The sequence below is a fragment of the uncultured Ruegeria sp. genome, from assembly GCF_947500045.1.
Taxonomy (GTDB): domain Bacteria; phylum Pseudomonadota; class Alphaproteobacteria; order Rhodobacterales; family Rhodobacteraceae; genus Ruegeria.
The window spans coordinates 48,089-74,290 of sequence record NZ_CANMQQ010000007.1; the positions used below are offsets into that span (position 1 = coordinate 48,089).

Genomic DNA, 26,202 nt, shown 5'->3' on the forward strand with positions numbered 1-26,202 from the left:
ACAGCGTCACCTCCTCATGCATAAGAGCAAACCTTTTCGAATGGAAAACGCGGAAGCTTTTGGAACAAACCTGTTTCATCGGCGTAGCCCAGATTGCACAGAAAGTTCGACTTGAGCGTTGTTCCCTCAAAGAATTCTTCATCGACGATCTTGTTCGAAAAACCTGACATCGCGCCAACGTCCAACCCGACGGCGCGGGCGGCTATCATGAAGTAAGCGCCCTGAAGCGTTCCATTGCGAAACGCAGTGTCCGCCACGTAGTCGGGTTTGTTTTCGAACAATGGCCGACGGTCTTCGTGCGGAAAAAGAAAGGGCAGCTCCTTCCAGAAATCCATGTCATATGCAATGATCGCCGTGACGGGCGCATCCATCATCTTCGGTACGTTCTTCGGCTTTAACGACTTGGCAAGCCGCTCTTTTCCCTCGGCGCTTTTCACGAAGATAAAGCGCGCGGGAAGTGTGTTCATACTCGTCGCGCCGTTGATCGTAATGTCGTAGATTTCTTCAAGTAAATCGTCAGAAACTGGCTTGTCGGTCCACGCGTAGTGCGATCTGGATTCGCGCAGGATCAAGGCAATCGCGTCATCCGACAAACGCGGAATGCGTTCGCGCAGATCGCGATGATCTTGCTGCGCCTTGGCGCGAAGTGCCTCCAGCTCTGCCCCGGTCGGTGCGCTCATGCCACAGCCACCCTTGATTTGGCGTCCTTTTCGTCGATGACCGGGCTGGCGCAAATGCCGATGCCTTCAATCTCGATCTCGACGGTTTCGCCCGGCGTCAACCAACGCGGATTGGGCTTTTTGGCGTGGCCGACACCCGGCGGCGTGCCCAACGCAATCAGGTCTCCGGGCTCCAGCGTGGTGTATTCCGAAATCGTCGCAATGACCTGACGAACGCCCCAAATCATGTTGGCCGTGTTCGAGCTTTGTAGGATTTCATCGCCCACACGGCTTTCGATCTTCAGACCGGACGCCCCTTCGGGCAGTTCGTCCGGCGTTACGGTGAAAGGACCGATCGCGCCCGTATCATCGAAGTTTTTACCGGGCGTCCACTGGACCGTCTTGCGCTGATAGTCCCGCAGAGACCCGTCATTGAACACGGTGTAGCCAAAGACATAATCCAGCGCGTCCTCTTCCGAGATATGGCGGCCACGTTTTCCGACAATCAGCATAAGTTCGGCTTCGTAGTCCAGTTTCTCAGAACATGCTGGCCGCACCATGGGCTGCCCCGCCGCCATGATCGAGTTCTTCCCGCGCATGAACAGCGTCGGATATTCGGGGATGTCGTAGCCGCCTTCTTTGATGTGGTCCGTATAGTTCAACCCCATGCAAATGATCGTGCCGGGCGCTGCGACGGGCAACGCTGGCGTGACCGAGGACACAGGTACACTGCCTGCAGTTGCGATTTTGTCAGTGAGTGAGTCGGCCAGTTCTGGCTTGGCTATCAAACCCATCAGATCGGAACCGACAGCGGGGTCCAAAGCCGTTAAATTCACTGCATTTTCGCCGTTTACGGCAAATACCGCAGTTCCTTCCGAGGTTTCTCCCACCAGGTATTTCATTTTCACCATCCATGTCAGTTCGCTTGATTTTTGCCGACTATTTTGGCATATGTCAAATAATATCGATATTTTTGGAGACACTGATGGTTGCTTGGGCAGACTACAAATCAGAAGCAAAGAGCCGTGGAGCACTTGCTTTGGAGCTTTATGTTGCACTCAGCACACCGGCCAAAGCGCCCGAAGATGTAAAGGCATCACTTCCAGATCACTTGGCGTATCAGGCGGATCTTGAACGTGCTGGGCTGTTGGCTTTTGCCGGACCGATGTCGGATGAAACTGGAGAGCATATGCAAGGGGTTGGCCTGATCATCTATCGCGCTGACAGTCTTGAGGCCGCCCGAAAGCAGGCCGAGGACGATCCCATGCATAAAAGTGGGGCGCGCAGTTTTGTACTTCGACGCTGGATGATAAACGAGGGCTCGCTGAACCTTTCAGTTGGTCTATCGACTGGAACGAGTGCCCTCAGTTAAAAGCACCCAAGATATGCGCCGCCAAAAAGGAACAGTCGGATATGGACGCCATGCTTGATACCGAGGGCAAAGAATCATCAGCCACTCATGGTGCGTATCGAAGGCTGCGCGAAATGATCCTGACCGGCGAATTGCCGCCCGGACAAAAGCTAAAGATCGAGCAGCTTCGTGGGCTACTGGACACCGGCGCAAGCCCGGTTCGCGAGGCGCTTAGCCTTTTGACCTCAGACATGCTGGTCGAGCGGATTGACCAACGCGGGTTCAGGGCTGCGCCAGTGAGCAAGAGTAACTTCGAGGAAATCCTTCTGCTGCGGTGCAACCTCGAAGAAACGGCGTTGCGCGCCTCCATCGCAAACGCGGATGCGGCTTGGGAGGACAGGCTTGTTTTGCGTCACCACCATATGAAAAAAGCCAGTCAAAATGGGGCACACGACTTTGAAGACGCGCATAAAGCGTTTCATATGGCATTGTTGGACAATGCGAAATTGCCATTGCTGCTGCGATATTGTTCGCAGCTCTACGACCTGAACATTCGCTACCGCTATTTGGCGGCGGGTGGGTCGAGTTACAAGAAACGCGATATCTCCGCAGAGCATCAGCAGATACTGGACGCGGCACTTGATCGCGACGCGGATAGTGCAACTGGTCATTTGATCGATCACTACCGTCGAACGGGTGAGTACCTGAGCAGTCAGATGGATTCCTGAAATGCAGCGGAATTGGTTTCTGGGTGATTTATTAAACCAATTGTTGGACCGCCCTGGCAAAAGGCGGGGCAAAGATGACAAACGAACCATCGCAGAACTTTGTGAGGCGCTTTTGTCCGCTGAAGGTGAAGTATCGGGCTTCATGCTCGCCTCAACGATTCTTGATCGCTACCAGACCTTGGACGATCCGGCAAAAATCGACTTTTTCATCTATTTGAACAACCAGCTTGAGTTAGACGCAGATCAGCTTGCTGAAACGGCACGCCTCTACGCTGATGCTCGAAGCATCGAACTATATCAAAAGCTTAGTGAAGTCACGGAACCAAGGCGGCAAGAATTGTTACGCCGGTTGAACCAACCGTCTGGCGCGACACAAGAACTTGTGGCTATGCGCGTTGACCTGCTGCGGTTTCTCGAATCCAACCCCGAACTCAAACGGACCGACATTGATTTCGTCCATTTGCTGCGAAGCTGGTTCAATCGAGGTTTTCTTGTCCTCAAACAGATCAGCTGGGATACGCCTGCCCGTGTTCTGGACAAGGTCGTTGCTCATGAGGCGGTCCACCAGATCAACGATCTGGACGATCTACGGCGTAGGCTCTACCCGCCAGATCGTCGTTGCTTTGCGTTTTTTCATCCTTCGATGCCAGATGAACCTCTGATATTCGTCGAAGTTGCTCTGACAGCTGATATTCCGGACGCAATTGATACGCTTTTGTCCGAAGGTCGAGAACCGATCGAAGCCGAACAGGCAAAAGTCGCAGCGTTCTATTCCATTTCAAACTGCCAGAGGGGTTTAACGGGTATCAGCTTTGGCAATCTGCTGATCAAACAGGTAGTTACAGAGCTTTCGCGAGAGCTTCTGGGGCTTGATACATTTGTGACATTGTCACCGATACCGGGGCTGACCCGTTGGTTGGCTGGCGAAACAGAACATCCTGAGCACGGCCATGCCGCCGAGGCCGTGCTTGCGGGAACAGCCACGCCGCAGGACTTGCGTGCTATGGCGGCCCGGTACCTGATGTTCGCCAAGCGCGAAGATGGGATGCCGCTGGATCCGGTGGCACGGTTTCACCTTGGGAATGGCGCAGAGCTTCACGAACTTCATGCTGAGGCCGATCTGTCGCCGAATGGACAGTCCCAATCCGGCGGCGCGATGGCCAACTACCTTTACGATTTAAACAAGACAGAACGTCATCACGAAGAATTTGCAACACATGCCACGATCGAAGCCGCGCGTTCTGTTCGCGCAGCTTCGACCACAGTGCTTGCGGTCAATTCAAGGGAAAGTAAATCGTGACCAACTTGCTCTATGACAGCCTGTTTGCCTGCCACCAAGGTAACGAAGCACCATTCCTGCAACTCGATGATGGCCAAGTGGTTTCCTATGATGCGTTTCTGAAGCGCGCCGCGCAGATCGCGCATGTTTTGCAAGACAGCGGAGTTTCCCCAGGTGATCGCATCGTCGTGCAGGCCCCAAAGCTGACTGATACGATTGCACTCTACGCTGCTTCGGTTCGGGTAGGCGCTGTCTACGTACCGCTGAATACCGCCTATACGTTGGCAGAGCTGGACTATTTTGTCTCTGACGCCCAACCCGCAATGATCGTCTGCGACAGCAACGACGAAGCGGATATCACAATATTGGCGGCCCGGTCCTGTGCAAAGCTGCTGACTCTTGGTGGCGACACTCCAAGCCTGAGCCACGAGGCAGACGCACAACCCTGCGTATTCGAAACCGTGGATCGCGTGCCAGACGACCTTGCGGCTTTGCTATATACATCAGGCACCACTGGCCGTTCGAAAGGCGCGATGCTGAGCCATCAAAACCTTCTATCCAATGCACAAACTCTCGTAGAATTGTGGGGCATCACAAGCACCGATCACTTGATTCATGCACTGCCGGTCTTTCACACGCATGGGCTGTTCGTAGCGATGAATACGTCATTGCTCGCCGGTGCCAAAGTTCGGCTTATGGAAAAATTCGACATTGGCGCGATCTTGGAAGAATTGCCTCACTCGACCCTTTTGATGGGTGTCCCCACTTTCTACACCAGATTGCTGGCGGATGAAGGTTTCACCAAAAAGGTCACAGGGAGCATGCGTCTGTTCATTTCCGGTTCAGCCCCATTGCTGGCCGAGACCCATCTTGCGTTCGAAGCACGTACGGGCCACCGCATTCTCGAACGCTATGGCATGACCGAGACGAACATGAACACCTCGAACCCCTATGATGGTGAACGTCGCGCGGGAACTGTCGGTATAGCGTTACCCGGCACCGAGGTAATCGTCGCAAACCCCGAAACTGGAGAACCGCTGCCGCAGGGCGAAGTTGGAATGATCGAGGTGCGTGGGCCCAATGTTTTTAAGGGTTATTGGCAGATGCCGGAGAAAACCACCGAAGAGCTCCGAGAGAATGGGTTCTTCATCACCGGAGATCTGGGCCAATTCAGCGAGGATGGCTACCTGTCGATCGTAGGCCGCTCAAAAGACCTGATCATCACCGGTGGCTATAACGTCTACCCCAAAGAAATTGAAGACGTCCTGAACGACATTGATGGTGTCCTTGAGTCGGCAGTCTTCGGAATTCCCGACACCGATTTTGGCGAAGCGATCATCGCCGCTCTGGTTGCCGAACCCGCCGCACAACTTGACATAGAACAGATTGCTGGGATCATCAGAGACAAGCTGTCGCGCTTCAAACATCCGCGACGCTATGAACTCGTCCCGGAACTGCCGCGTAACACAATGGGAAAGATTCAAAAGAATGTACTGCGCGAACAACAACACGCGCACAAGGAACCACTACAGGCAGTGCCCTAGCAGACCTGCTCAGAAACTCTAACAGGCCAAAATCTATTTGGTCTGACAATACCCCACCCTTCGAACTGCCAACTCATAAGGAGACTTACAATGACTCGCATGACGGCAAAAGATTTCGACCAGGAACTCCTGGACCTGTACGACTTTTACGCGCACGGCAAGATCACCAAGCGCCAGTTTCTGGACCGCGCCGGTAAGTTCGCGGTTGGTGGTTTATCCGCAGCCGCATTGCTGAACATGCTCAGCCCGAACTACGCGATGGCGCAGCAGGTTTCATTCAACGATTCTGATATCCACGCGGATTACATCACCTATCCTTCGCCGAACGGAACCGGTGATGTCCGTGGCTACCTTGTCCGGCCGACCGGCGTGGAAGAGCCGCTGCCCGCGGTGCTGGTCATCCACGAAAACCGCGGCTTGAATCCCTACATTGAAGATGTGGCGCGCCGATTGGCGAAAGCCGGGTTTATGGCACTGGCCCCCGACGGCCTGACGTCGGTGGGCGGATACCCGGGCAACGACGCCGATGGGCGCGACCTGCAAAAGACTGTGGACCGAGTCGAGTTGATGAATGATTTCTTCAATGGATTTGAATACCTGTTGAACCGAGAAGACTGCACCGGCAAGGTCGGCGCTGTGGGTTTCTGCTATGGCGGCGGTGTAGTTAGCGCAATTGCCGTGGCCTATCCCGAACTGGCCGCTGGAGTGCCGTTCTACGGGCGCCAGCCAACGGCCGAGGATGTGGTCAAAATTCAGGCACCGCTGCTGATTCAGATGGGGGAGCTTGATGAACGCATCAACTCGGGCTGGCCAGATTTTGAGGCCGCCCTGCAGGCCAACGACAAGGTATACGAGGCCTACATCTACGAAAATGCCAACCACGGTTTCCACAATGACAGCACGCCACGCTATGACGAGGAGATGGCAAACTTAGCCTGGGACCGCACAATTGATTGGTTCAACACCTATCTGAAATAGTTTCGGCGAGCTGCGAAACCAACCTTGCGTTGGTTTCGCTTCAAACGCCTACTGTTCTCCGAGAACAATTCCCGAGAAGCCTGAGCTTTATGAGTTTCGTGATCAGAGGGGCTGTCGGGCGACGAGTAGTTTTGCCGTTCGACGACAGCTCAGAATTTGATTTTGATCCATTCGGTTTTTCATTAGCGCACAGGTCTTGTCATTTGCGACTCAAAGGCTTCCATCAAGTCAGGGAAACGGTCTTTTCTGTCCGCGAGGGAAGACGCCCGCAAATAAACAGCGAATAACGGCGTTGAACACAGATATGCATCTAATTGCAGCCACGCATGACACCACGCAGCTCAGCGAGACCGCGCATCCTGCCTATTAACGGGTAACCAGGCTGTGACGGACGTGTGAGGTCGCTCAGCAAGGCATGGCCGTGGTCCGGTCGCATGGGAATCTCGTAATCTGATCGTCCCTGATTTCGGCGCCGTTGTTCCTCGGCCAACAAGGCGCGGATTGTTGCAACCATATCGGTGTCTCCTGCCAGATGTTCGGACTCGGAAAAACTGTGGCGGTTGTTGTCACTTGGACCGTCACGCACAGTATTGCGAAGATGAACAAAATGGATGCGATGACCAAGCTGAGTAACGAAAGATACGGGGTCGAAGTCTTTATCAACACCCAATGAACCGGTGCATAGCGTTGCCCCATTTGCTGGGCTGTCGACAGCATTCAGCGCAGTGGCATAATCACGTTGCGATGACATGACCCTTGGTAGCCCAAGCAAAGAAAAAGGTGGATCATCAGGATGGCAGCATAACCGGATGCCGAGGTCTTCAGCTGTTGGAACGACTTCGGACAGGAAGTCAACCAGATTGGATCGGAGCATTTCAGGCGTCACGTCAACATATGCGTCGAGGTTTCGATTCACGTCCTCTAGAGACCAATTGTCGTTCGCCCCCGGCAAACCAGCGACGATATTGTTAGACAGTTTCTGGCGATCTCCATCACCCAGATCTGCAAACCGGGCCTGTGCGGTTTCTACGGTCTCGGCTGAATAGTCTTGCTCTGCGCCCTTCCTACAAAGGATGAAACAATCGAACACAACAAAATCAATAAGGTCAAACCGCATCGCGTGCCCGCCATTCGGCAGCTGATGGCTAAGGTCTGTCCGCGTCCAATCCAATACGGGCATGAAATTGTAGCAGACCGTGTGAATACCGCATTCTGCCAAATTTCGCAGACTCGTCTTGTAGGCCTCAATGTGTTGTCTCATCGGGCCAGTTTGAGATTTGATTGCTTCGGACACCGGCACACTTTCAACTACGTCCCAAGTCAGCCCCGATGGAACGCCTCCGGGTTGTTCTATCTGTTGCTGCCGCTCTTTGATGTGCTCGATCGACCAAGCCTCTCCTGTTGGAATATGGTGCAAGGCTGAGACGATGCCGGATGCGCCGGTTTGCCTGATTTCACCAATCGAAATCGCGTCGGAAGGGCCAAACCACCGCCAGGTCTGTTTCATGGTCTTGTTACTCCACGATCATAGGGGATCACCATCCCACCTCATCTCTCCGGAGATTTATTTCGATAGGAATGAGCGCGCCTTTGTGACGGACGACGCGGCCTGCAAGGCGACATCCTTGCCGTATTCCGGAAATTAAATCATCGTTCCTAATAACGCTTGCCAACACACCAGCATTGAAACTGTCCCCTGCCGCGGTGGTATCGACGACACTCGTCACTGTATCAACGTCCACCGCCCCGCGTTGGCCATCATTCTGAAACAACACTGGCTGAGCGCTGTTTTTTACGACAATCTGATCCGCACCAATCTCAGCATATCGGTTCAGCGTTGCGATTGAATCGCGATCCCCGAACCACTCGGCCTCGTCGTCGTAAGATGGCAGGACGATATCGGATTGTGCCGCCGCCTCCATGATTGTGTCTGTCATTTCCTTTGGCGAAGACCAAAGCCGCGGTCTCAGGTTTGTGTCGAAGGCTACAGTTATTCCGTACGCACGCGCATGACGCAATGCATTAAGCAACTTTTCGCGTGATTGTGGATCGAGAATGGCGAGAGTTATTCCAGAAAAGTAGATCAAGTCTGCGTCTCCAACTGCCCGCCCAAGAGCAATCTCGTCGACCGCCAGTTGTCTGGCTGCGGAGTCGTCGCGCCAATATGAAAAACTACGTTCACCATTGTTGAGATGGATAAGGTATAGCCCAACCGTTTTACCTGCGATGACTTGGACGTGCGTATCGCAAATCCGACTGTCTTTCATGAACGTTCGCATGTCCTGCGAAATCGCATCGTCTCCGACAGCGGTCAAATAACCGACATCGATATCTGATGCGACCTGTGCAAGATACCATGCTGTGTTGAAGGTATCGCCCGCAAAACCAAGCTTGAACTCCCTAACCCCATCTACTGGGGCAAGTTCTGCCATGCACTCCCCGATTGCCAAGAAACGCATGTCAGTCACAGAAAATCGTCGCGACGGGGTGTGAAACTGTCGACCAATTTACCGGGCTCCAGGCATATGCAGCCATGGGTTTGGCCTGATGGGATGACAAAGCTGTCGCCGGGACCAAACACTTGTTCGCGTTCACCAAGCGTGAATCGAAATCGCCCGCTTTCGACATAGGTCGCCTGAACATGCGGATGGCTGTGCAGGTCGCCAATAGCCCCAGCCGCCTGAAACCGGAAGGCGACAACCATGATTTCCGAATGATCAGATAGGACCTGCCGCGTGACATGTTCACCGGTCGAAACGATCGGGAAGTGGGACACAGGTTCTCTCCTTTTCTATTAAGAAAACAGCATACCACCGTTGAGATCAATATTCGCGCCCGTGATGAAAGCACTGTCCTCGCAGGCCAGGAATAAAACGAGATTCGCTGCATCATCCACATGACCTTGACGCTTAAGCGGGGCGTTGGCTTCAAAGCCTCGACGACCTGCATCAGGGGTGTGAACGTTGTGAAAATCAGTGTCGATCATACCAGGACAAAGCGCATTCACTCGGATGTCAGGGCCAACCTCCTTTGCCAATCCGCGCGTCATGGTCATGACCGCGCCTTTGGCCGTGGCATAGGCGACGGCGCCCGGCCCACCGCCATCACGCCCGGCTTGACTGGCGAGATTCACAATAGTCCCTGACGTCATCCTGGACAGGCAAGCCTGGGTCATCAGGAATGTACTGGTCAGGTTCAGGGTCATCACGGCGTCCCAATGCTCAACTGACATTTCCGCAATGGTTTTACGGGCGATCAGACCGCCAGCGTTGTTGACCAGAATGTCAACGCCGCCAAAGGTTTCGACAGTGCGGAAAACCAGCGCGTCAACATCCGCCTTCTTGTTCAGATCGCCCTGCAAGGCAATCGCTTTACCGCCATTGCCTTCGATTGCAGCGACGGTTTCCTCAGCGCCATTCGAGCTGGAAAAATAGTTAATCGCAACATTTGCGCCTTCAGAGGCGAGTTTGATCGCAACGGCGCGGCCAATATCGCGGCCTCCTCCGGTCACGATGGCGGTCTTACCTGCAAGTTTCATGTCGATCCTTCCTATTGCAAAGTGCGAGCTTCGCTTTTGTCATGGGTCTAGTTTGGCCGCCTTCGAATTGCGCTCAGAGCGCAACTGGAGACGCCACTAACGGAATGCCCCCGGCATAATTGTCTTTGGGAGCCACAGAATGATTTCGGGAAATGCTGCCAGCAGAATGAGAATGACCAGCATTGGGGCCAGGATAAGCACAACCTCTCGCAGGACTTGCACAACGTTTAGGCCGCCAATCGCAGCAGAGATTAGCAAGCACAAGCCGTAGGGCGGCGTCACCAGCCCGAAGGCAAGCGAGACGATACCAATGATTGCGAATGCGATTGGATCAACCCCGCCCGCCTGGGCCACAGGCATCAGAACCGTGCCAAGGATGATAATTGTCGGAATCGCGTCGATGAACAGGCCAAAAAGGAGAAACAGCAGCGCAATCAACAGTGCAGTCCCAAAAGCGCCGAACTCCCAAGCGGTCAAAACACTGACGATCAGGCGCGGCGCATCGTAGAATGACAGTAACCACCCGAATGCTGACGCAGTGCCGATTGCAAACAGCGAGATGGCTGCAAAGCGTGCCGTGTCATAGAGGATGAAGCCCAAGTCCTTGGGTGTGACCGTCCGATAGACAAACATGCCCAGGATCAGCGCATAACCAGCTGCGATGATTGCGCTTTCAGTTGGTGTGACAAGACCGCCTACGATCCCTCCAATCACAAAGACCGGCGTCAAAAGAGCAAGCGCGGCACCTTTCCAAGCGGCCCAGAACTCACCCCAATTCGGCGTCGCAGTCACCGGGTAATTGCGGGCTTTTGCGAAGCAGTAGACAGTAGCCATCAAGGCGAGGCCAATCATCAGGCCCGGAATCGCGCCACCCAAAAACAATGCGCCGACAGAGACCTGCATGACACCGCCCCAAACGATCATCAAAATCGACGGCGGGATGATGACCCCCATCACCGAAGAGCAGGCCGTGATAGCAACGGCAAACCGCGTGTCGTACCCCTCTTTCTGCATGGCTGGGATCAGGATTTTTCCAATACCCGCCGCATCTGCTGTGGAAGATCCGGAGATGCCTGCGAACAGCATCGATACAGCGACATTTACATGACCCAATCCGCCGGGCATCCAGCCGGTTAGCACACGGGCCAGTTCGATCAGCCGGTCGGTTACTTTGCCGGAATTCATCAGGTTGGCCGCCAGTAGAAAGAATGGAACGGCCAATAAGATGAAGGAGTTATAGGATTGGAACATCCGATCCAGTACGATGAACGGCGTCAACCGCAGCTCAAGCAACACAACCGGAAGGGTCGCCAAACCCAATGCGAATGCCACAGGGATGCGGATAAAAATCAGCACCAGAAAGCCAGCAATAAGCATCGTGGCGGCAGTTGCAGTATCGAGGATCATGTCTGGCTGCTCTCTCGGTTTAGATATTTCGCGATGGCTTCGGACAACCGGTAGCCTGACAGGAGAAACCAAAACCCTCCGGCAATCGGGACCGAGATGTGCGTAATCGCAAGATTTGCACGCATCATTACCGACCGCTGTTTGCCCCCAAATTCGGTGTATTCGATGCCGTAAAACAGGAAGAACGCCCCAAAAATCATGATGGCAACGTGAACGATGCCGTCTTGGAACAAACGTGGCAGCGGTCTCATTGCGTTGCGGGTAATCCGAACGTCGAAATGCGTGCCGTCCCAGACAGCAACAATCGACCCGATCATCACGATCCAGACGAACAGGAACGTCGCCAGTTCTTCGGTCCAAAGGTATGTTGGAATCAAACCGGTGTAGCGAGAGACAACTTGCATCGCGACAGGGATGGCTAGTGTGCCCATCATCACACCAAGCAATATACGAAGCCCAGCGCAGAACTTATCCAGATATTTTCCAAGCATGTTCCGCCCTACTCCGCAATGTGACGCGCCAAGCGCATCGGAAATTGTGCCGACAGGCGAGCTTGAAGACTCACCCGCCCGTCAGCCGGGAGATTACATTCCGCGAACGTTATTGAGCAGTTCTGTCGCGCCCAGCTCTTCAGCATAGGCGTCCTGGACCGGCTGAACCAATTCCAGCATTTTCTCGCGACCCTCGAACTCATGCACTTCGATCTGACCTGCGTCGATCATCGCCTGAAGTTTTTCGCCGTCCTGACCGCTCTCCAGCGCGCGACCAAATGCACCGGCTTCAGCACCAGCTTCCATGATGGCAGCTTGCAGGTCCGCAGGCAGTTCATCGAAGATTTTCGCTGACATCACAATTGGGCGCACAGTGATCGTGTGCTGGGTCAATGAAACATGCGGCGCGACTTCGTAGAACTTCAGATTCTGGATCGAGGCTGCTTCGTTTTCGAACCCGGCAATAACGCCTGTTTGGATTGCGTTATAGACTTCGTTGTATGCGATGGCAGAAGGCGCCGCACCAACGGCCGAGAATGTCTGCGCCTGAATCGGCGCCCCCATGACGCGCATGCGGTGCCCTGCAAGTTCGTCCATGTTTGTGATGGGCTCGGCAGAAGCTAGGTTCCTTACGCCTCCACCGTGATAACCCACAATCACAATGCCCGCGGCTTCGCGCAGATCATCCTCAAGAGGTTTCAGCGCATCCGATGAAAGTACCGCGTCCCAGTGTTCAAGATCACGGAACAGGAAAGGCATATCCATCAATGGAATGGACTCTGAAAACACGGCCATATTGGACGGGGCCAGAATCGTATAGTCAACCGCGACACCTTGATTGAGGTATGTGACGTAATCAGATTCCACCCCAAGTTCACCATTCAGGCGCAGATCAAACTCGACCTCTCCATCGTAGTTCTCAGCGACCAGGCGCTCAAACTCTCGCAGAGTCTTAGTAAAGGCGTGCTCTTCATCAAACATGCTCGCGCCGCGCAGTGTTACATCCGCCTGTGCGATTGAAACCCCGCTTAGCAAAACAGCCGTCGCAGCCATAGTCTTTAGTGAAAAATTGAACATTCTATCCTCCCAGATCAAGTTCAGGTCTTGTTTTCTCCCAGTCATCTCTGACCGGCGATCGTCTTCGAAGCCTTGCAAACGGCGATGCCAAACCAGTCTTCATCCAAATCTGGATGATCTGATGCCCTCCCGACTAGCACGATTGCTCCGACCTCGTTATGGGCACACACAACACGATAACTGGGATACTAGTCAACATATTATTTCATACAATGCATACATACTTTGCATTTTTCTTTTAAGAATAGTGAAAATATTGTCTTCTAGTATCCAATTTTGAACTATTATTTACCTCGTTGATCTGCCACAATGCTGTCAAACAGAGGTTGGAATACAAAAAATGGTAGCATTGGGAACCCTTGAGCGCACGACGAGTAGCGATGTCGTCTTTGACGAACTGTTTGGACAAATCACCCGGTTGGAACTGCTCCCAGGGACAAAGATATCCGAAACGGATGTCGCAAAGTCATTCGGGTTCTCACGTCAACCTGTGCGAGAGGCTTTTACACGACTAGCCAACCTCAATCTCCTATTGGTGCGACCGCAGCGCGCAACAGTTGTTCGACCATTCTCACGGCAGCTCATCGCGAACGCCCGCTTCGTCCGTGCTGCGGTTGAATTGGAAGTCGTTCGTGCTGCCGCGTTAGATCGCGACAAGTCGGTGGACGCAGCATTGAAAGCGAACCTTCGCAAACAGGCGGAAGCAATTTCAGCGGAAGATGTCAGCCTGTTTCATGATCTGGATTACCAGTTTCACAAATTACTTTGTGCCTCGGCCAAACAAGAATTTGCGTTTGAAATTATCGCCGAGAACAAAGCGCAGGTTGATCGCCTTTGTATGCTCGCGTTGACCAGCAAAAAAGCAATGGATGATTTGTATGTGGATCACCAAACTCTTTTAGAGGGCCTTTTTAATGGTGATGCAAAGGCGGCCGATCAAGTCCTTCGCACGCATCTTGAGCGTTTGACACCAACGATCCAGGCAATTTACACGACGCACAACGCCTACTTTGATGAATAGGTAGCTTCGTTGCGAGCCGCTCTTTTTTGTGCCTTACTACTCCGCTATTGTTGCAACCAAGTAGAAATGTCCCATTTGTCGCGAAACGGAAGTGCAGCCTGGCTGGTTGGAGACCTCAAACATCGGAGCCCTGGCTGACTGCGCGCTTCTCTTTCGCCACCTTCGCGAGCTTTGAATTCCAGCCGTTGTTGCGCCGACCTGTTGGAGTGTAGCGTGTGGCCTGGGTGTCGGCGCGGCGCTTCTTCGGTGGTGCCTTGTCCTGCTCTTGCTTGATGTGCTCCAGCACTGCGCTTAGTCGCTTGTTCCCGGTGATCGCCGCGTGGCTCACGCGTTGGTCTTTGTCGTAAGCAGAGTAGGGCAGTGGGACGCCCTTTGACCGGAATTCCAGCGTTCCATCCTGGAATTCGTAGCTGTCCACGTATTTGCCAACGAGGTCGCGCGTAAGGTTGTTCTCTTCAAGCGTGATCCGCTTGCGGTCGTAGCGCAGCACCAGATTGCGGTCGACATAGCGCTCGTCGCGCCAGCACAGGGTGTCCCGCAGACGGTTGGGCTCGACATTCAGCGCCCGATGCAGATTGTCTTGGCGCCGCGGCGATTTGGCGAACTTGGCGTTGTAGCGTTGCATGAACCCCAGGAGGAAAGCGTTTCCGGCTTCCATGTCCGAGATGTCGGCGAGACGCAGTTCCTTTACCAGCCGGTCCTGCAGCGTGCGGTTGGCGCGCTCGACGCGGCCCTTGGCCTGGCTGCTGTTGGCGCAGAGGATCTCGATGTTCAACTCATTCAGCGCGCGACCGAACTGGGTCATGCCATGGCCCGACTTCGCACCTTGCTGCGCTACCCGAAACACGGTGTGCTTGTCGGAATTGAAGGCAACAGGACGACCGTGATCGGCCAGGTAGCCTTCAAGCGCTTCGAAATAGCTGAAGGTGCTTTCCGACGTCACGAACCGCAGCTGCATCAATGTGCTGGTCGCGTCATCAATGAAGACAAGCAGCGTGCAGGGCGGCGCGCGATCTTCGAACCAGCGATGGTCAGATCGATGAGCTCACCATAGCAATCCCGGCGCAGGCGCGGCTGATGGAACACCTTACGTTGCTCCCGAGAGAGCCAAATTCCATCTGCTTGCATCATTTGCGCAGCGTCTCGCGCGACACTTTCAAATCATGATGTTACAACAGCATCTCAGCCGCCGGTGTCGGGCCGAAATCAGCGCATCGTTCTTTGACGAGTGCCAACGCAAACTCACGAACGGCCGGATCAATACGATTGTTGGATCTACGGTCGCGCGCTTTGTGACGAAGCGCAGCCGGGCCATCAATCTGGAAAACCTTGAGCAAACGGTGAACTTGCCTGCGGCTCAGGTTCAGAACATTTGCGGCGGAAACCACCGTCATACGGCCTTGGGAAACCTGGCTCAACACTTCAATACGATTAAGCTTGCGCTCGCTCATGACAACCAATCCCACCGTCACACTCCAATCCTGCCTGCTCGACAGGGAAGTGCGACACTTCTTGTCTTAGGCTGATCCTTGGCTCCCATGCGATAACGGAGCCGCTGACCGGCACCTCAAATATGCCGGATAGCGGCGGGGGACGGATCGGGACATTTCAGGTCGTGCAAGGACCGAAAAGCAGTGTGATCGCCCCCGTCTTTTCTATCGACCTGAACGGATACAGGGGCGCAAAGCCCGCATGACAAGACGAGGTGAGGAAAAGACAGATGAACGATACCATTGGGATCGACGTATCAAAAGACTGGCTTGATGCTTACAGCATGGCGCGTGCTGAACACAGGCGATTTGCCAATGATGGCAAGGGCCTGCGCGCGTTGCATAGATGGACAAAATCGACAGCACCGGTTTGGTCGTGCTTGAGGCATCCGGCGTGTACCACAGGCGACTGGAAAACAGCCTTTCCGGAGAGGCCGTTCCATATTCCAAAGTGAATCCACGGCAAGCCCGTAGATTTGCCGAAGTGACGGGGAAGATTGCCAAAACCGATAAAGTCGATGCGGCGGTATTGGCGAAGATGGGTGCCATCCTGGAGCTCGCACCGCAAACGCCCAAAGCCGAATATCTCAACACTCTCAGAGAGTTGATGACGGCTAGACGCGGGTTGATCAAGGATCGCGTCACGGTTCGCACGCGGGAGCAGACAACCACTCAGAAACTGCTGAAGCGCCATCTGAAAGAGCGACTGGCTCAGGTTGAGAAGCATCTCGAACAGATCGACCAGGCCATCTTGGATCTTGTTACCCAGGACGCTGAGCTGACCGCGCGGTTCGAAATACTGATAAGCATTCCCGGCATCTCAAAAGTCACCACCTTCTCGATGCTGATCGAGATGCCAGAACTCGGAGAGATGAGTGGGAAACAGGCCGCGTGCCTCGCCGGGCTTGCTCCGATCTCACGCCAATCGGGTGAAAGCAAGAACGGACGATGCAAGGACATCGGTCTCCAGGAGATTTGCAGAGGTTCGTGGCTACCTATTCAGCCGTTCGGAGTTGCTTCTGTGTCCCCGGACGCCGTCGTTCAGCCTTAACAATCCGATTTCACCGTCTCGAGGCATTTGACGCCTGGAATGCTGCTACTCGAGCTGCATGAATTTGATCATCAGCATTCTTTGGTGGACAGGAAGTTAACGTGTCAACACCGTCAGGGCACTGTTGAGAAACGTTGTTATGTAGGCTGTGGGTGCAGGCTCCTACTCCGCTTCTGGAGATACTATCCGACAACTCCATTGCGACTTCCAGTCCCAAGTACCTTCACTTCCAGCCAGTGGAACGCCAATGCGATCACACCCGCAACGAGAACATAGAAAACGGCTAACAGGATGAGCGGCTCGTAAACAATGAAAGTGTCGGAACGCACACGTGAAGACACTGCGTAGATGTCGACAACAGTGATGGTCGCAACCAGCGGGGTTGCCTTCAATTGCAGGATGGTTTCGCCACCCAGTGTCGGCAGAACGTTGCGGATCGCCTGCGGCAGCCAGATACGGCGGAACATGGTCAGCCGTGGCATTCCGAAGGACTTGGCGGCCTCTAGCTGGCCCTTGGCGACCCCCTTGAAGGCGCCGCGCATAACCTCGCCTTCGTAGCCGGCATAGGACAGTGTCAACGCGAGTACCGCATAGGGCCATGCCTGACGCAAATAGGGCCAGAGCTCTGACGAGCGTATCCATGGGAATTGCGGGAACAGCGATCCAAGCCCATAATACAATAACCAAAGCTGCAGCAGCAGCGGTGTGCCGCGGATGATGGTGCAAAATGTCTTTGCTGGGGCGGCAAGGTACCAGGGTCCGACCGCCTGTGCCAACCCGAGCGGTACCGCGAGCAGGAAACCGAGAACTATGGTAACGACCAATAACCAGATCGTCGTCCAAATGCCCTGAAGGGCGAGCGGTGCGTATTTCGGTATCCAGTCCCACTGAAGCGAGACGGCGCACCAGACAACGATACCGACGAATATCAGCATCATCACGATGCGATGTGGCTGCATCAGCGATCTGAAGTCGATCATCTGCTCCCTCCCTTCAGAGAGGGTTGGCCGCGACGGGCCCATTTCTCAATTCGTGCGAAGATACCACCCGAGCACAGCGTGACCATGAGATAAAGAAAACCCGCCGCCAGAAAGAAAGTGAAATAGGCGCGCGTACTGCTGGCAGCCTGCCGGGTTTCAAGCGTAAGTTCGTTGAAGCCCACGACCGCGAGCAGCGCGGTGTCCTTGGTGGCGATCAACCACAGATTGGCCAGACCGGGCACCGCGAAGCTCATCATTGCAGGGATTGTCACACGGCGCATGGTCATCAAGGCGGGCATCCCGTAAGATTTCGCCGCTTCGATCTGCCCGGGGGGGACCGCCTGAATGGCACCGCGCAGAATTTCGGTCGCGTAAGCGCCCTGAACGATTCCCAGCACCCATATGCCCGCAGCGACGCCGTTGATTTCGACCCGCCCACCACCCATGGCGGTGGAGATTTTGTTGATGATATCCGATCCCACGTAATACAGGATCAGGATCAGGACCAGTTCCGGCACGGCGCGGATCACGGTCGTATAGATGGCGAGAAGATCGCGCGTGACCTTCCCGCCATAGAGTTTTCCATAAGCTCCGAACAATCCAATCACGAGGCCGAGTGCATACGCGCCAAAGGCAATCTGCAGCGAGTGGGACAATCCGCGCAGCAGATTGCCCCCCCATCCCGGCGGCGAGAGCGACAGAAGCTCTGCGCTCTGCGCCAATCCAAGTGAGTCCAAAAGTCCGGTCACAGCAGCAGCTTAGTAGATGCTGGCCGAGAAGTAGTTCGAGGTGATCTTCTCGTGGGTACCATCGGCCAGAATTGCCGCGATGCCCTTGTTGAGCGCCGCAACCAGATCGTCCTGACCTTTGCGTACGCCAGCCCCGACACCCCGACCTAGAATGGCGGGGTCGTCCTTGACGGCACCTTTGATCTCACAGCACGCACCCGCATCCGAATTAACGAAATCGGCCATGGCGATGCTATCGGCCTGCGTGGCATCGATGCGTCCTGCAAATAGGTCCTGATTGGCCTCATCCTGAGTCTGATAGACCCGCAGCTCAGAATCCTTGAAGTATTCCTGCGCATAGGCCTGATGGATGGTAGAGGCCTGAATGCCTATGATTTTACCCGCTAGTGACTCGGGCGTCGCTTCGATATCCATCGACTTGTCAGCAACGATGACTGCGGGTGTGTTGTAGTAAGGATCGCTGAAATCAATGGTTTTCAAGCGCTCTTCGGTGATCGACATGGAAGCCATGATGGCGTCGATCTGCTGGCCGGTCAGCGACGGGATGATACCGTCCCAGGCCACCGGCGTGATAACACAGTCAAGTTCCGCAGCGGCACAGACAGCATTGATGACATCGATCTCCCAACCAACCCAGTTACCTGAGCTGTCCAGCGAAGCGAAGGGCGGATAAGGCTCGGCCGCGATGCCAATCTTGACCTCTTCGGCACTGGCGACACCAGCCGAAAGGATAGCAGCGGCAAGCCCGGACACGAGCAGTTTCTTGACGTTCATTATTGTTACTCCCTTTTGGTTTATTATGTTGTTTTTGCTGGATCAGGTGACCGAACTGAGGAACTGCTTCAATCGCTCTGATTTTGGGTTGCCGAAGACCTCGGCAGGTGGACCCTGCTCTTCAATGCGGCCTTCGAAGAGATAGACGACGTGGTTGGCGACTTCGCGCGCAAATTTCATTTCGTGGGTGACAAGCAGCATGGTGCGCCCTTCGGCAGCAAGATCACGAATTACGGTCAGAACTTCACCGACCAGTTCGGGATCAAGCGCCGAGGTGGGCTCATCAAAAAGCATCACAGAAGGATCTACGGCAAGCGCCCGGGCAATGGCCGCGCGCTGTTGCTGACCGCCTGAAAGATAGGCCGGATAGGTGTCGGCCTTGTCGCCGAGCCCCACCCTTTTCAGCAGTTCATGCGCCCGCGCGATTGCCTCTGCTTTTGGAACCTTGAGGACATGTACCGGCACTTCGATCACATTTTCCAAAAGCGTACGGTGGGTCCACAGATTGAACTGCTGGAAAACCATGGCAAGCCGGGTGCGGATGCGCTCGATCTGGCGGCGGTTGGAGGGGCTGCCATCGGTATGCATTTCAACCAGTTCACCGCCAATGGTGATCTTTCCAGAGCTTGGCGTTTCCAAAAAGTTGATACAGCGCAGCATGGTGGATTTGCCAGAACCTGACCCCCCGATGATGGCAACAACATCCCCCTTGTTAGCCGTCAGGGAGACACCTTTCAGAACCTCCAGCGTACCGAAGGATTTGTGCAGGTCCTCAACCTTTATCGCCTCAATGGACGCGGCTGCTTCGAGTGTGGGTGATACTGCTTTGGCTGTGTCCATATCCAAGAATCTTCTGATTTTCAGCTTGCAGTAAGCCCCGAATCTCGCAATTATGCAAGTGTATAATAACTTCTTGCTATGGATGACCTGGACGTGCAGGACGACAGCCGCAAATTCAAACGCGAGTCCGCTGAGTTTCGGCGCGAGGCGCTAATCCTGGCGACTTTGAACCTGATCGCCGTGATGGGCGTTCGGGGCGCCACGGTGCGTGAAATTGCGGCCCGCGCGAATGTGACCCAAGGGTTGATCCGTCACTATTTCTCGTCAAAAGAAGAGTTGGTTCAGGCTGCGTATGAGCATCACATGAATACGCTAACCGATCAGACAGCTGCTTCGTCAGGAATGGGCAACGCGGTATCTCGGCTGACCAATTTCGTTGACGCGTCGCTGCGACCACCAATCGTTGACCCAAGCGCCGTGGCCTTATGGGCCAGCTTCCTGAATAAGGTGCAGCATGATCCGAAAATGCAGCGCATCCACCAGCAAACCTATAACTATTTCCGGGATCACCTCGAGAAGTTGATCGTTGCCGCACTACAAGAAACCGGGCGATCGGTCGCAGCGTCGGAAGCAACGCAACTGGCGATCGCCTGCAACGCGGTGATCGACGGCCTTTGGCTGGAAGGAGGTGCGCTTCCGGATGCCTTTTCCGAAGGGCAACTGGCGCAGATCGGGTTGAATTCTGTCAGTGCCATCGTTGGGATTCCATTGACCAAAGAGGTGGAGCAGCCATGAAGACCACATCTGTGACTGAGCGTTTAGCGGGCCTAGGTGGTGCCAAATGGGGCGTACACCTAAAAGCACGCGACCTTATCAAAGCCGGTGCGGATATCGTCGAAATGACGATTGGAGAACCGGATGTGCCCGTGCCGGAGGCATTGATCGAAGCCACCGTAGGCTCATTGCGGGCACATCGGACAGGGTATTCCAATGGGCGCGGCGAAACTGGGCTGCTCGACGCGCTTGCTGCACGCTACTCAGGCTCTCGTGGGCGGGCTTTTGGGCCTGAGAACTTTCTATGCTTTCCTGGGACGCAAACCGCGCTGTTCGCAGCCGTAGCTGCGGTTGCAGAGGCCGGTGACGAAGTTCTGGTCGGTGATCCAATGTACGCAACTTATGAAGGTGTCGTGCGTGCATCTGGGGCAGAAATAGTGCCCGTACCGCTGCGGCCAGAGCACGGGTTTCGCCTGCAGGCCGAAGATATCGCTGCACGCATTACCCCGCGTAGTCGTGCCATTCTTCTGACAACTCCTCACAACCCGACGGGTGCGATCCTGACTGCCGCAGAAATTGCCGCGATTGGGCAACTCGCGATTGCGCATGATTTGTGGATCATTTCGGACGAGGTCTACGAGGAACTGATCTTTGACAGTGCGGGATTTGTTTCACCACTGGCAGACCCGGAACTGGCGGATCGTGTAATTGGGGTGTCCTCCATCTCGAAATCACATGCTGCCCCTGGGTTCCGGAGTGGTTGGTGTGTCGGATCCGCAGCTTTTTGCGAAGCGCTCCTGCCGTTTTCCGAGACGATGCTCTTCGGCAATCAGCCATTCATCGCGGACATGACGGAAAAGGCGATCCGCGACGGATCCGAGGTTGCCCCCGGAATGTCCGCCCGTTTCTCTGGGCGCGCCACCTTACTGGCCGATCGTCTAGAAGCGGAAACGGATCTGACCGTTCACCGGCCAGAGGCGGGAATGTTTGCGCTCATCAACGTCTCTGCCACTGGGATTGATGGCGAAGCTTATGCTTGGGACCTTCTGCAGTCCGGGGTGGCTGTCATGCCGGGATCCGCCTTTGGGGATAGCCTGAAGGACTGGGTGCGGGTCGCGCTGACAATCAGCGACACCGACTTTGCCACCGCGATCGATCGCATCATCGATCACGCCAACAGCAAATCACGCGAGGTTGCATGAGCGGAATGACAATCGGCGAAACTCTGGTTGCCAGGCTTCGCCAAAGGGATGTGACCTGCGTCTTCGGAATTCCGGGCGTTCACACGGTTGAGCTGTATCGTGGGCTTGCGTCCTCAGGAATTCGTCATGTTACGCCCAGGCACGAACAGGGTGCGGGCTTTATGGCCGATGGCTATGCGCGTGTGTCGGGCAAACCGGGTGTGGCCTTTGTGATCACCGGTCCCGGATTAACCAATACGCTGACGCCGATGGCACAGGCGCGTGCCGATTCAATACCAATGCTGGTGGTGTCAGGTGTCAACAAAACGGCATCGCTCGGCAAGGGCTTGGGGCATTTACATGAATTGCCAGACCAACTGGGGCTGGCCAGAACGGTTGCGCTGGAATCCGAGCAAATCTCCGACGCCAACGATCTGGACGCAGCCTTGGACCGCGTATTCCACCACCTCACCAACGGTCGACCCGGTCCGGTGCATATCGAGGTTCCGCTGGATATCGCAGCGGCTGAATATCAGAAAGCGCCGGTTGAGACCCCTGATCCTGAGCCCCCAGTCAATCCGGCACTAATCACACATGCCGCAAAACATCTGGCCGAAGCGAAGAGTGTCGTCATTCTGGCGGGCGGCGGCGCAAAACGCGCGGAGGCCGGACTGCAAGCTCTGGCCGAAGCGCTGGATGCCCCAGTGGTGCAAACTGTCAACGCACGCGGCCTGATGCATGGGCATCCTCTGACCGTTCCGGCCAGTCCCAGCCTAAGCGCCGTACGCTCGCTGATAGAAAGCGCCGATTGCGTACTGGCCTTGGGAACCGAGCTGGGGCCAACCGACTATGATATGTATGCCACCGGTCAACTTGCGGAAATGTCAGACCTGATACGGGTTGATCGGTGCAGCGATCAATTGGCGCGGCATGAAGCATCGATCACCATTGAAGGTGACGTTATCTTAGTTGTACCAGCGCTGTTCGAGGCTTTGCCGCAAGAGGCAAAGCAACGCGATGGCGCGGAACGTGCCCGTAAAACCCGCAACGCAGCTTGGGAGGAGATTGGTCCGGACTATCGCCATCAGGTAGAAATCTTGAATGCAATACGCTCTGCCACCCCAAAAGCGCTGATGGTCGGAGACTCCACCCAACCAATTTATGCCGGCAATCTTTTCTACGACCACGACCGGGCCGGAGGCTGGTTTAACGCTGCAACGGGATACGGCGCGCTTGGCTATGGCATACCCGCAGCGATCGGTGCATCGGTCGCCGATCCGTCAGCACGGGTGATCTGCATCGCTGGCGATGGGGGCGCGCAGTTTTCAATGCCTGAAATCATGGCGGCCGTGGATGAAAACCTTCCGGTCACATTCATAATCTGGAACAATCACGGGTATCGGGAAATTGCCACCTCGATGCAGGATGTAGGCGTGACTGTCATCGGATGTGACCCCACGCCCCCCGATTTTGCAGCTACTGCCAAGTCATTTGGCATTCCATTCACTTCGGTTCCAGCTGAACCACAAGCTGTCGCGCAGGCGTTGCGCGAAACAGACGCCCAAGATGGGCCGGTAATGATCGAAATCGCCGCGCCAAAATTCGAACCTCAGAAAGATTGAAACATGTCAGACCCAACTTTTGAGTTTTCCCGCGCAATTACCCGACGTCCGGCTCCGACTATAGTTGGCGGATTGCGTGCGGAAGATATCGGCAACCCGGATTTCGACGGGATGATGGCGGCACATAAGGCTTACGTGGCTGCACTGAAAAGCACCGGTGCTGAAGTGATCGAACTTGATCCCCTCGACGCGTTCCCTGACGCGCAGTTTGTCGAGGATACAGCCCTCTGCCTGCCTCAGGGTACAGTGCTGATGCGGCCAGGCGCACCTTCGCGAATGGGTGAAGTGGCCGAAATGGCCCCGACACTTCGCGCCTGCTACGACACAGTTCTGGAAATAAAAGGCCCCGGCCATATCGAGGGCGGAGACATCCTTGTAACCGGACGCGAAATTCTGGTGGGCCGATCGGATCGTACTGACGCTGAAGGTGTCGCCGAGCTGGCGAAAATCACCTCTGAGTGGGGTCACAAATTGCGCGAGGTCTTCACCCCCGAAGGCGTTTTGCACTTCAAGACAGATTGTTCTCTGATGGATGCCGAGACAATCCTTTCAACCAGACGGTTGGATGCATCGGGCTGCTTTGGTGGCTACCGGGTGTTGCATGTTGCTGATGGGGAAGAAGCGGCCGCCAATGCGATCCGTTTCAACAATCTGGTGCTTATGGCCGCTGGCTTCCCACGCACGGCGGAAATGCTGGATCTTGAAGGGTATGAGATTGTTGAGATCGACAACACTGACTGCGCAAAGCTGGATGGCGGAATGTCATGTCTTTCGCTAAGATTTTGAGGGATTTGTCGCTAACTTTTGGTCATTGGCGTTCTTGAGGTAAAAAACGTGTGAAATCGTCGTCATGAATTCCACTGACCAAACATTTATAGATCATGGGCTCTGTTGCAAACTTTTGAGCATGGTGAGCTGATTGAGCGATCGCATCGGTGTTAACCGGCTAGTTCGGCGAATTGTTTGAATGGACAGACTCCTGGCGTGAGTTGACCTTTCCTGATCATGTGCGCAGTTTCGATTCCAGCTAGAGTTGCTGATGCTGAATTGAAGGATTTGAAACCAAGCATCGGACGGGTTCGCCTTTTTATGAACCTGTGATCTTGTTCTACGATGTTATTGAGGTATTTTCGTCTGACCATCTCGATGGGAATGGGGCATCCAAAGCCTTTGAGCATTTTGTTGATGGCCTTCAGGCCCGCAGTATTGGCGCCGCTTTTGTCGATGACAATCTTCCGTGGTAACCCATTAACTTCCAGCATCCGGGCAAGGAATTTAGTGGCAGCTGGCTTGTTGCGCCGCTCAGATAACATGAAATCAAGTGTCTTTCCGTGTTTGTCGACGGCGCGGTATAGATAGACCCAAGCGCCTTTCACCTTGATGTATGTCTCGTCCATTCTCCAGGAGCAGTCGCATGGTACTTTGCGTCTACGCGCTGCTTCGGCAATGGCGCCAGAATATCGCGTTACCCATCGGTTCAACGTGGTGTGATCCACGAAAACACCTCGCTCTCCCATGATTTCTTCTAAGTCGCGATAGAAGACGCCGTATCGAACGTAGAAGAAGACCGCGAACAGGATCACATCCTTCGGATATTGCGCGCCTTTGAAGGAGATCATAAGCTGGCTTTCGACTTGATATGACCGGCAGTCATTCACGCGCTAATTCCGAAAGCGTCAATGTCAAAAGTTTGCAACAGAGCCCCCTTTATGTGCACGCTCTCGCGCTTCTCAGAAAGCGTTTGCACAGGTGCTGAAAACGAGCGCGACCAAAGAGTTCGTGGGCCGGAGTTTTCACACACCCTCCGGTCGAACCTGCCATTGCCAAATTTTAGTCTGGCTGTAATGCCCGCAAACCGTTTTTTTAGGCGTTGTAGTCAGTGGACTATTCAAAGTAGATAATTTTTCCTTAGCAGCGCCTTCTTTAACAGTATCGGTGATGTCATATAACTGTCCCAACATTGATACGCCACACTCACTGTGGAGCAACCGAAGCTCTGAGCAATTCCTGCGAGTATTCATGCTTGGGATTTCCCATCCGCAGAGTTTCGGAGGACATGACTTCCACAATCTCGCCGTTTCTCATGACAGCTAATTGGTCACACATATGCGCAATAACAGGAAGGTCATGGGATACCATCAGATACGTCAGTCCGTGTTTCGTGCGCAGGTCGGCGAGCAAATTCAGAACTTCGGCCTGAACGCTTACATCCAAGGCCGATGTGGGCTCATCCAATAGCAGGATATCTGGCTCACCGGCCAAGGCCCTTGCAATGGCGACGCGCTGACGCTGACCACCAGAGAGCTGGTGCGGATATCGGAACCGGAACCGTTGCCCAAGGCCGACATCATCCAACAGACCCGCCACACGTTTGTCGATATTGTCCAGTCCGTGCAAATGAAGAGTTTCGCTGAGCACCTGATCGACTGTGTGCCGCGGATGAAGCGAGGCGTAAGGATCCTGAAACACCATTTGCACCGTCCGGAAGAATGCGCGATCCCGTTTCGCTCCGGACAGCGCCTGACCTTCGACCTCGATGGTACCGGACCATTGCGGCGCAAGGCCCGTTATTGCGCGCAGGATGGTCGATTTTCCGGATCCGCTCTCTCCCACAAGACCAAAGCTCTCGCCCTGCATGACACTGAGGTTGGCACCTTTGACCGCATCAACGCGGTCATGTGCGTGGCCGAACCAGACGTCTAGGTCCTTGATTTCCAATGCCGTCATT

At 54.7% G+C, this 26,202-nt stretch carries 26 protein-coding genes and 1 pseudogene; 11 read left to right on the forward strand and 16 right to left on the reverse strand.

From position 1 onward, the window contains the following. Positions 1–14: 14 nt before the first annotated feature. On the reverse strand, positions 15–680 hold the full coding sequence (locus Q1B46_RS12965; RefSeq protein ID WP_299948589.1) for a malonic semialdehyde reductase: 666 nt from the start codon (positions 678–680) through the stop codon (positions 15–17). Next, entirely contained in the window at positions 677–1,561 is an 885-nt protein-coding gene (locus tag Q1B46_RS12970; protein WP_299948591.1) for a fumarylacetoacetate hydrolase family protein, read from the reverse strand. The genes Q1B46_RS12965 and Q1B46_RS12970 overlap by 4 nt, the downstream gene beginning before the upstream one ends. 83 nt (positions 1,562–1,644) lie before the next feature. On the opposite strand from Q1B46_RS12970, the gene Q1B46_RS12975 reads away from it, so the two are divergent. The 5 genes from Q1B46_RS12975 to yghX all read left to right on the forward strand — a co-directional run bounded on the left by Q1B46_RS12975 (position 1,645) and on the right by yghX (position 6,539). Next, positions 1,645–2,031, forward strand: coding sequence for a YciI family protein (locus Q1B46_RS12975; protein ID WP_299948593.1), 387 nt, complete (start codon positions 1,645–1,647; stop codon positions 2,029–2,031). Between the two features lie 41 nt (positions 2,032–2,072). Next, a complete protein-coding gene (locus Q1B46_RS12980; RefSeq protein ID WP_299948595.1) occupies positions 2,073–2,738 on the forward strand; it encodes a GntR family transcriptional regulator in 666 nt (221 codons plus the stop codon). Between the two features lies 1 nt (position 2,739). Beyond that, entirely contained in the window at positions 2,740–4,038 is a 1,299-nt protein-coding gene (locus Q1B46_RS12985) for a malonyl-CoA decarboxylase family protein (RefSeq protein WP_299948596.1), read from the forward strand. Continuing rightward, positions 4,035–5,561 carry a malonyl-CoA synthase gene (locus tag Q1B46_RS12990; protein ID WP_299948599.1) on the forward strand — a complete coding sequence of 509 codons (1,527 nt, stop codon included), beginning with the start codon at positions 4,035–4,037 and terminating at the stop codon, positions 5,559–5,561. The genes Q1B46_RS12985 and Q1B46_RS12990 overlap by 4 nt, the downstream gene beginning before the upstream one ends. Before the next feature lie 90 nt (positions 5,562–5,651). After that, complete coding sequence (gene yghX, locus Q1B46_RS12995) at positions 5,652–6,539, forward strand: YghX family hydrolase (protein ID WP_299948601.1); 888 nt, start codon at positions 5,652–5,654, stop codon at positions 6,537–6,539. Between the two features lie 310 nt (positions 6,540–6,849). Here the strand turns inward: yghX and uxuA are convergent, their stop codons facing one another. The 7 genes from uxuA to Q1B46_RS13030 all read right to left on the reverse strand — a co-directional run bounded on the left by uxuA (position 6,850) and on the right by Q1B46_RS13030 (position 13,052). Further along, the gene (gene uxuA, locus Q1B46_RS13000; RefSeq protein ID WP_299948603.1) at positions 6,850–8,046 is read right to left on the reverse strand and encodes a mannonate dehydratase; all 1,197 of its coding nucleotides are present in this window, start codon (positions 8,044–8,046) and stop codon (positions 6,850–6,852) included. Between the two features lie 28 nt (positions 8,047–8,074). Then, entirely contained in the window at positions 8,075–8,998 is a 924-nt protein-coding gene (locus tag Q1B46_RS13005) for a sugar kinase (RefSeq protein ID WP_299948605.1), read from the reverse strand. Positions 8,999–9,003: 5 nt separating this feature from the next. Next, entirely contained in the window at positions 9,004–9,315 is a 312-nt protein-coding gene (locus Q1B46_RS13010) for a cupin domain-containing protein (RefSeq protein WP_299948607.1), read from the reverse strand. An 18-nt stretch (positions 9,316–9,333) separates the two neighbouring features. Next, a complete protein-coding gene (locus tag Q1B46_RS13015) occupies positions 9,334–10,077 on the reverse strand; it encodes a 3-oxoacyl-ACP reductase family protein (protein WP_299948609.1) in 744 nt (247 codons plus the stop codon). 96 nt (positions 10,078–10,173) lie between these two features. After that, positions 10,174–11,484, reverse strand: coding sequence for a TRAP transporter large permease (locus tag Q1B46_RS13020; RefSeq protein ID WP_299948611.1), 1,311 nt, complete (start codon positions 11,482–11,484; stop codon positions 10,174–10,176). Next, complete coding sequence (locus Q1B46_RS13025; RefSeq protein ID WP_299948613.1) at positions 11,481–11,975, reverse strand: TRAP transporter small permease subunit; 495 nt, start codon at positions 11,973–11,975, stop codon at positions 11,481–11,483. Before Q1B46_RS13025 ends, Q1B46_RS13020 begins: the two co-directional genes overlap by 4 nt. A 93-nt stretch (positions 11,976–12,068) precedes the next feature. Next, positions 12,069–13,052, reverse strand: coding sequence for a TRAP transporter substrate-binding protein (locus Q1B46_RS13030; protein ID WP_299948615.1), 984 nt, complete (start codon positions 13,050–13,052; stop codon positions 12,069–12,071). A 340-nt stretch (positions 13,053–13,392) separates the two neighbouring features. Between Q1B46_RS13030 and Q1B46_RS13035 the strand changes: the two genes are divergently transcribed. Next, positions 13,393–14,073: a GntR family transcriptional regulator gene (locus Q1B46_RS13035; RefSeq protein WP_299948617.1), complete on the forward strand. Its 681-nt coding sequence runs from the start codon at positions 13,393–13,395 to the stop codon at positions 14,071–14,073. Between the two features lie 115 nt (positions 14,074–14,188). Here the strand turns inward: Q1B46_RS13035 and Q1B46_RS13040 are convergent. Continuing rightward, positions 14,189–15,539, reverse strand: a pseudogene (locus Q1B46_RS13040) (ISNCY family transposase). Positions 15,540–15,909: 370 nt separating this feature from the next. Between Q1B46_RS13040 and Q1B46_RS13045 the strand changes: the two are divergent. After that, positions 15,910–16,614 carry a transposase gene (locus Q1B46_RS13045; protein ID WP_299948619.1) on the forward strand — a complete coding sequence of 235 codons (705 nt, stop codon included), beginning with the start codon at positions 15,910–15,912 and terminating at the stop codon, positions 16,612–16,614. 182 nt (positions 16,615–16,796) lie between these two features. Here the strand turns inward: Q1B46_RS13045 and Q1B46_RS13050 are convergent, their stop codons facing one another. From Q1B46_RS13050 to Q1B46_RS13065, 4 genes are read right to left on the reverse strand one after another with little or no spacing between them, the layout of a single operon-like run. Continuing rightward, positions 16,797–17,594 (reverse strand): ABC transporter permease, encoded by a 798-nt coding sequence (locus Q1B46_RS13050; protein ID WP_299948621.1) that lies wholly within the window; start codon positions 17,592–17,594, stop codon positions 16,797–16,799. Next, positions 17,591–18,343 carry an ABC transporter permease gene (locus Q1B46_RS13055; RefSeq protein WP_299948623.1) on the reverse strand — a complete coding sequence of 251 codons (753 nt, stop codon included), beginning with the start codon at positions 18,341–18,343 and terminating at the stop codon, positions 17,591–17,593. The genes Q1B46_RS13050 and Q1B46_RS13055 overlap by 4 nt, the downstream gene beginning before the upstream one ends. Positions 18,344–18,352: 9 nt before the next feature. After that, positions 18,353–19,117 (reverse strand): transporter substrate-binding domain-containing protein, encoded by a 765-nt coding sequence (locus Q1B46_RS13060; protein ID WP_299669927.1) that lies wholly within the window; start codon positions 19,115–19,117, stop codon positions 18,353–18,355. A gap of 42 nt (positions 19,118–19,159) precedes the next feature. After that, positions 19,160–19,957: an ATP-binding cassette domain-containing protein gene (locus tag Q1B46_RS13065; RefSeq protein WP_299948626.1), complete on the reverse strand. Its 798-nt coding sequence runs from the start codon at positions 19,955–19,957 to the stop codon at positions 19,160–19,162. 78 nt (positions 19,958–20,035) lie between these two features. Between Q1B46_RS13065 and Q1B46_RS13070 the strand changes: the two genes are divergently transcribed. Genes Q1B46_RS13070 through Q1B46_RS13085 form a run of 4 tightly spaced genes read left to right on the forward strand, consistent with a single transcriptional unit; the run spans position 20,036 to position 24,260 of the window. Further along, complete coding sequence (locus tag Q1B46_RS13070) at positions 20,036–20,692, forward strand: TetR family transcriptional regulator C-terminal domain-containing protein (protein ID WP_299948628.1); 657 nt, start codon at positions 20,036–20,038, stop codon at positions 20,690–20,692. Continuing rightward, complete coding sequence (locus Q1B46_RS13075) at positions 20,689–21,873, forward strand: pyridoxal phosphate-dependent aminotransferase (RefSeq protein ID WP_299948630.1); 1,185 nt, start codon at positions 20,689–20,691, stop codon at positions 21,871–21,873. The genes Q1B46_RS13070 and Q1B46_RS13075 overlap by 4 nt, the downstream gene beginning before the upstream one ends. Next, positions 21,870–23,474 carry a 5-guanidino-2-oxopentanoate decarboxylase gene (locus tag Q1B46_RS13080; protein WP_299948632.1) on the forward strand — a complete coding sequence of 535 codons (1,605 nt, stop codon included), beginning with the start codon at positions 21,870–21,872 and terminating at the stop codon, positions 23,472–23,474. Before Q1B46_RS13075 ends, Q1B46_RS13080 begins: the two co-directional genes overlap by 4 nt. Before the next feature lie 3 nt (positions 23,475–23,477). Continuing rightward, a complete protein-coding gene (locus Q1B46_RS13085) occupies positions 23,478–24,260 on the forward strand; it encodes an arginine deiminase family protein (RefSeq protein WP_299948634.1) in 783 nt (260 codons plus the stop codon). Positions 24,261–24,412: 152 nt separating this feature from the next. Here the strand turns inward: Q1B46_RS13085 and Q1B46_RS13090 are convergent, their stop codons facing one another. After that, complete coding sequence (locus Q1B46_RS13090; protein ID WP_299948636.1) at positions 24,413–25,093, reverse strand: IS6 family transposase; 681 nt, start codon at positions 25,091–25,093, stop codon at positions 24,413–24,415. Positions 25,094–25,448: 355 nt separating this feature from the next. Continuing rightward, positions 25,449–26,201 carry an ABC transporter ATP-binding protein gene (locus Q1B46_RS13095; protein WP_299948638.1) on the reverse strand — a complete coding sequence of 251 codons (753 nt, stop codon included), beginning with the start codon at positions 26,199–26,201 and terminating at the stop codon, positions 25,449–25,451. Between the last annotated feature and the right edge of the window lies 1 nt (position 26,202).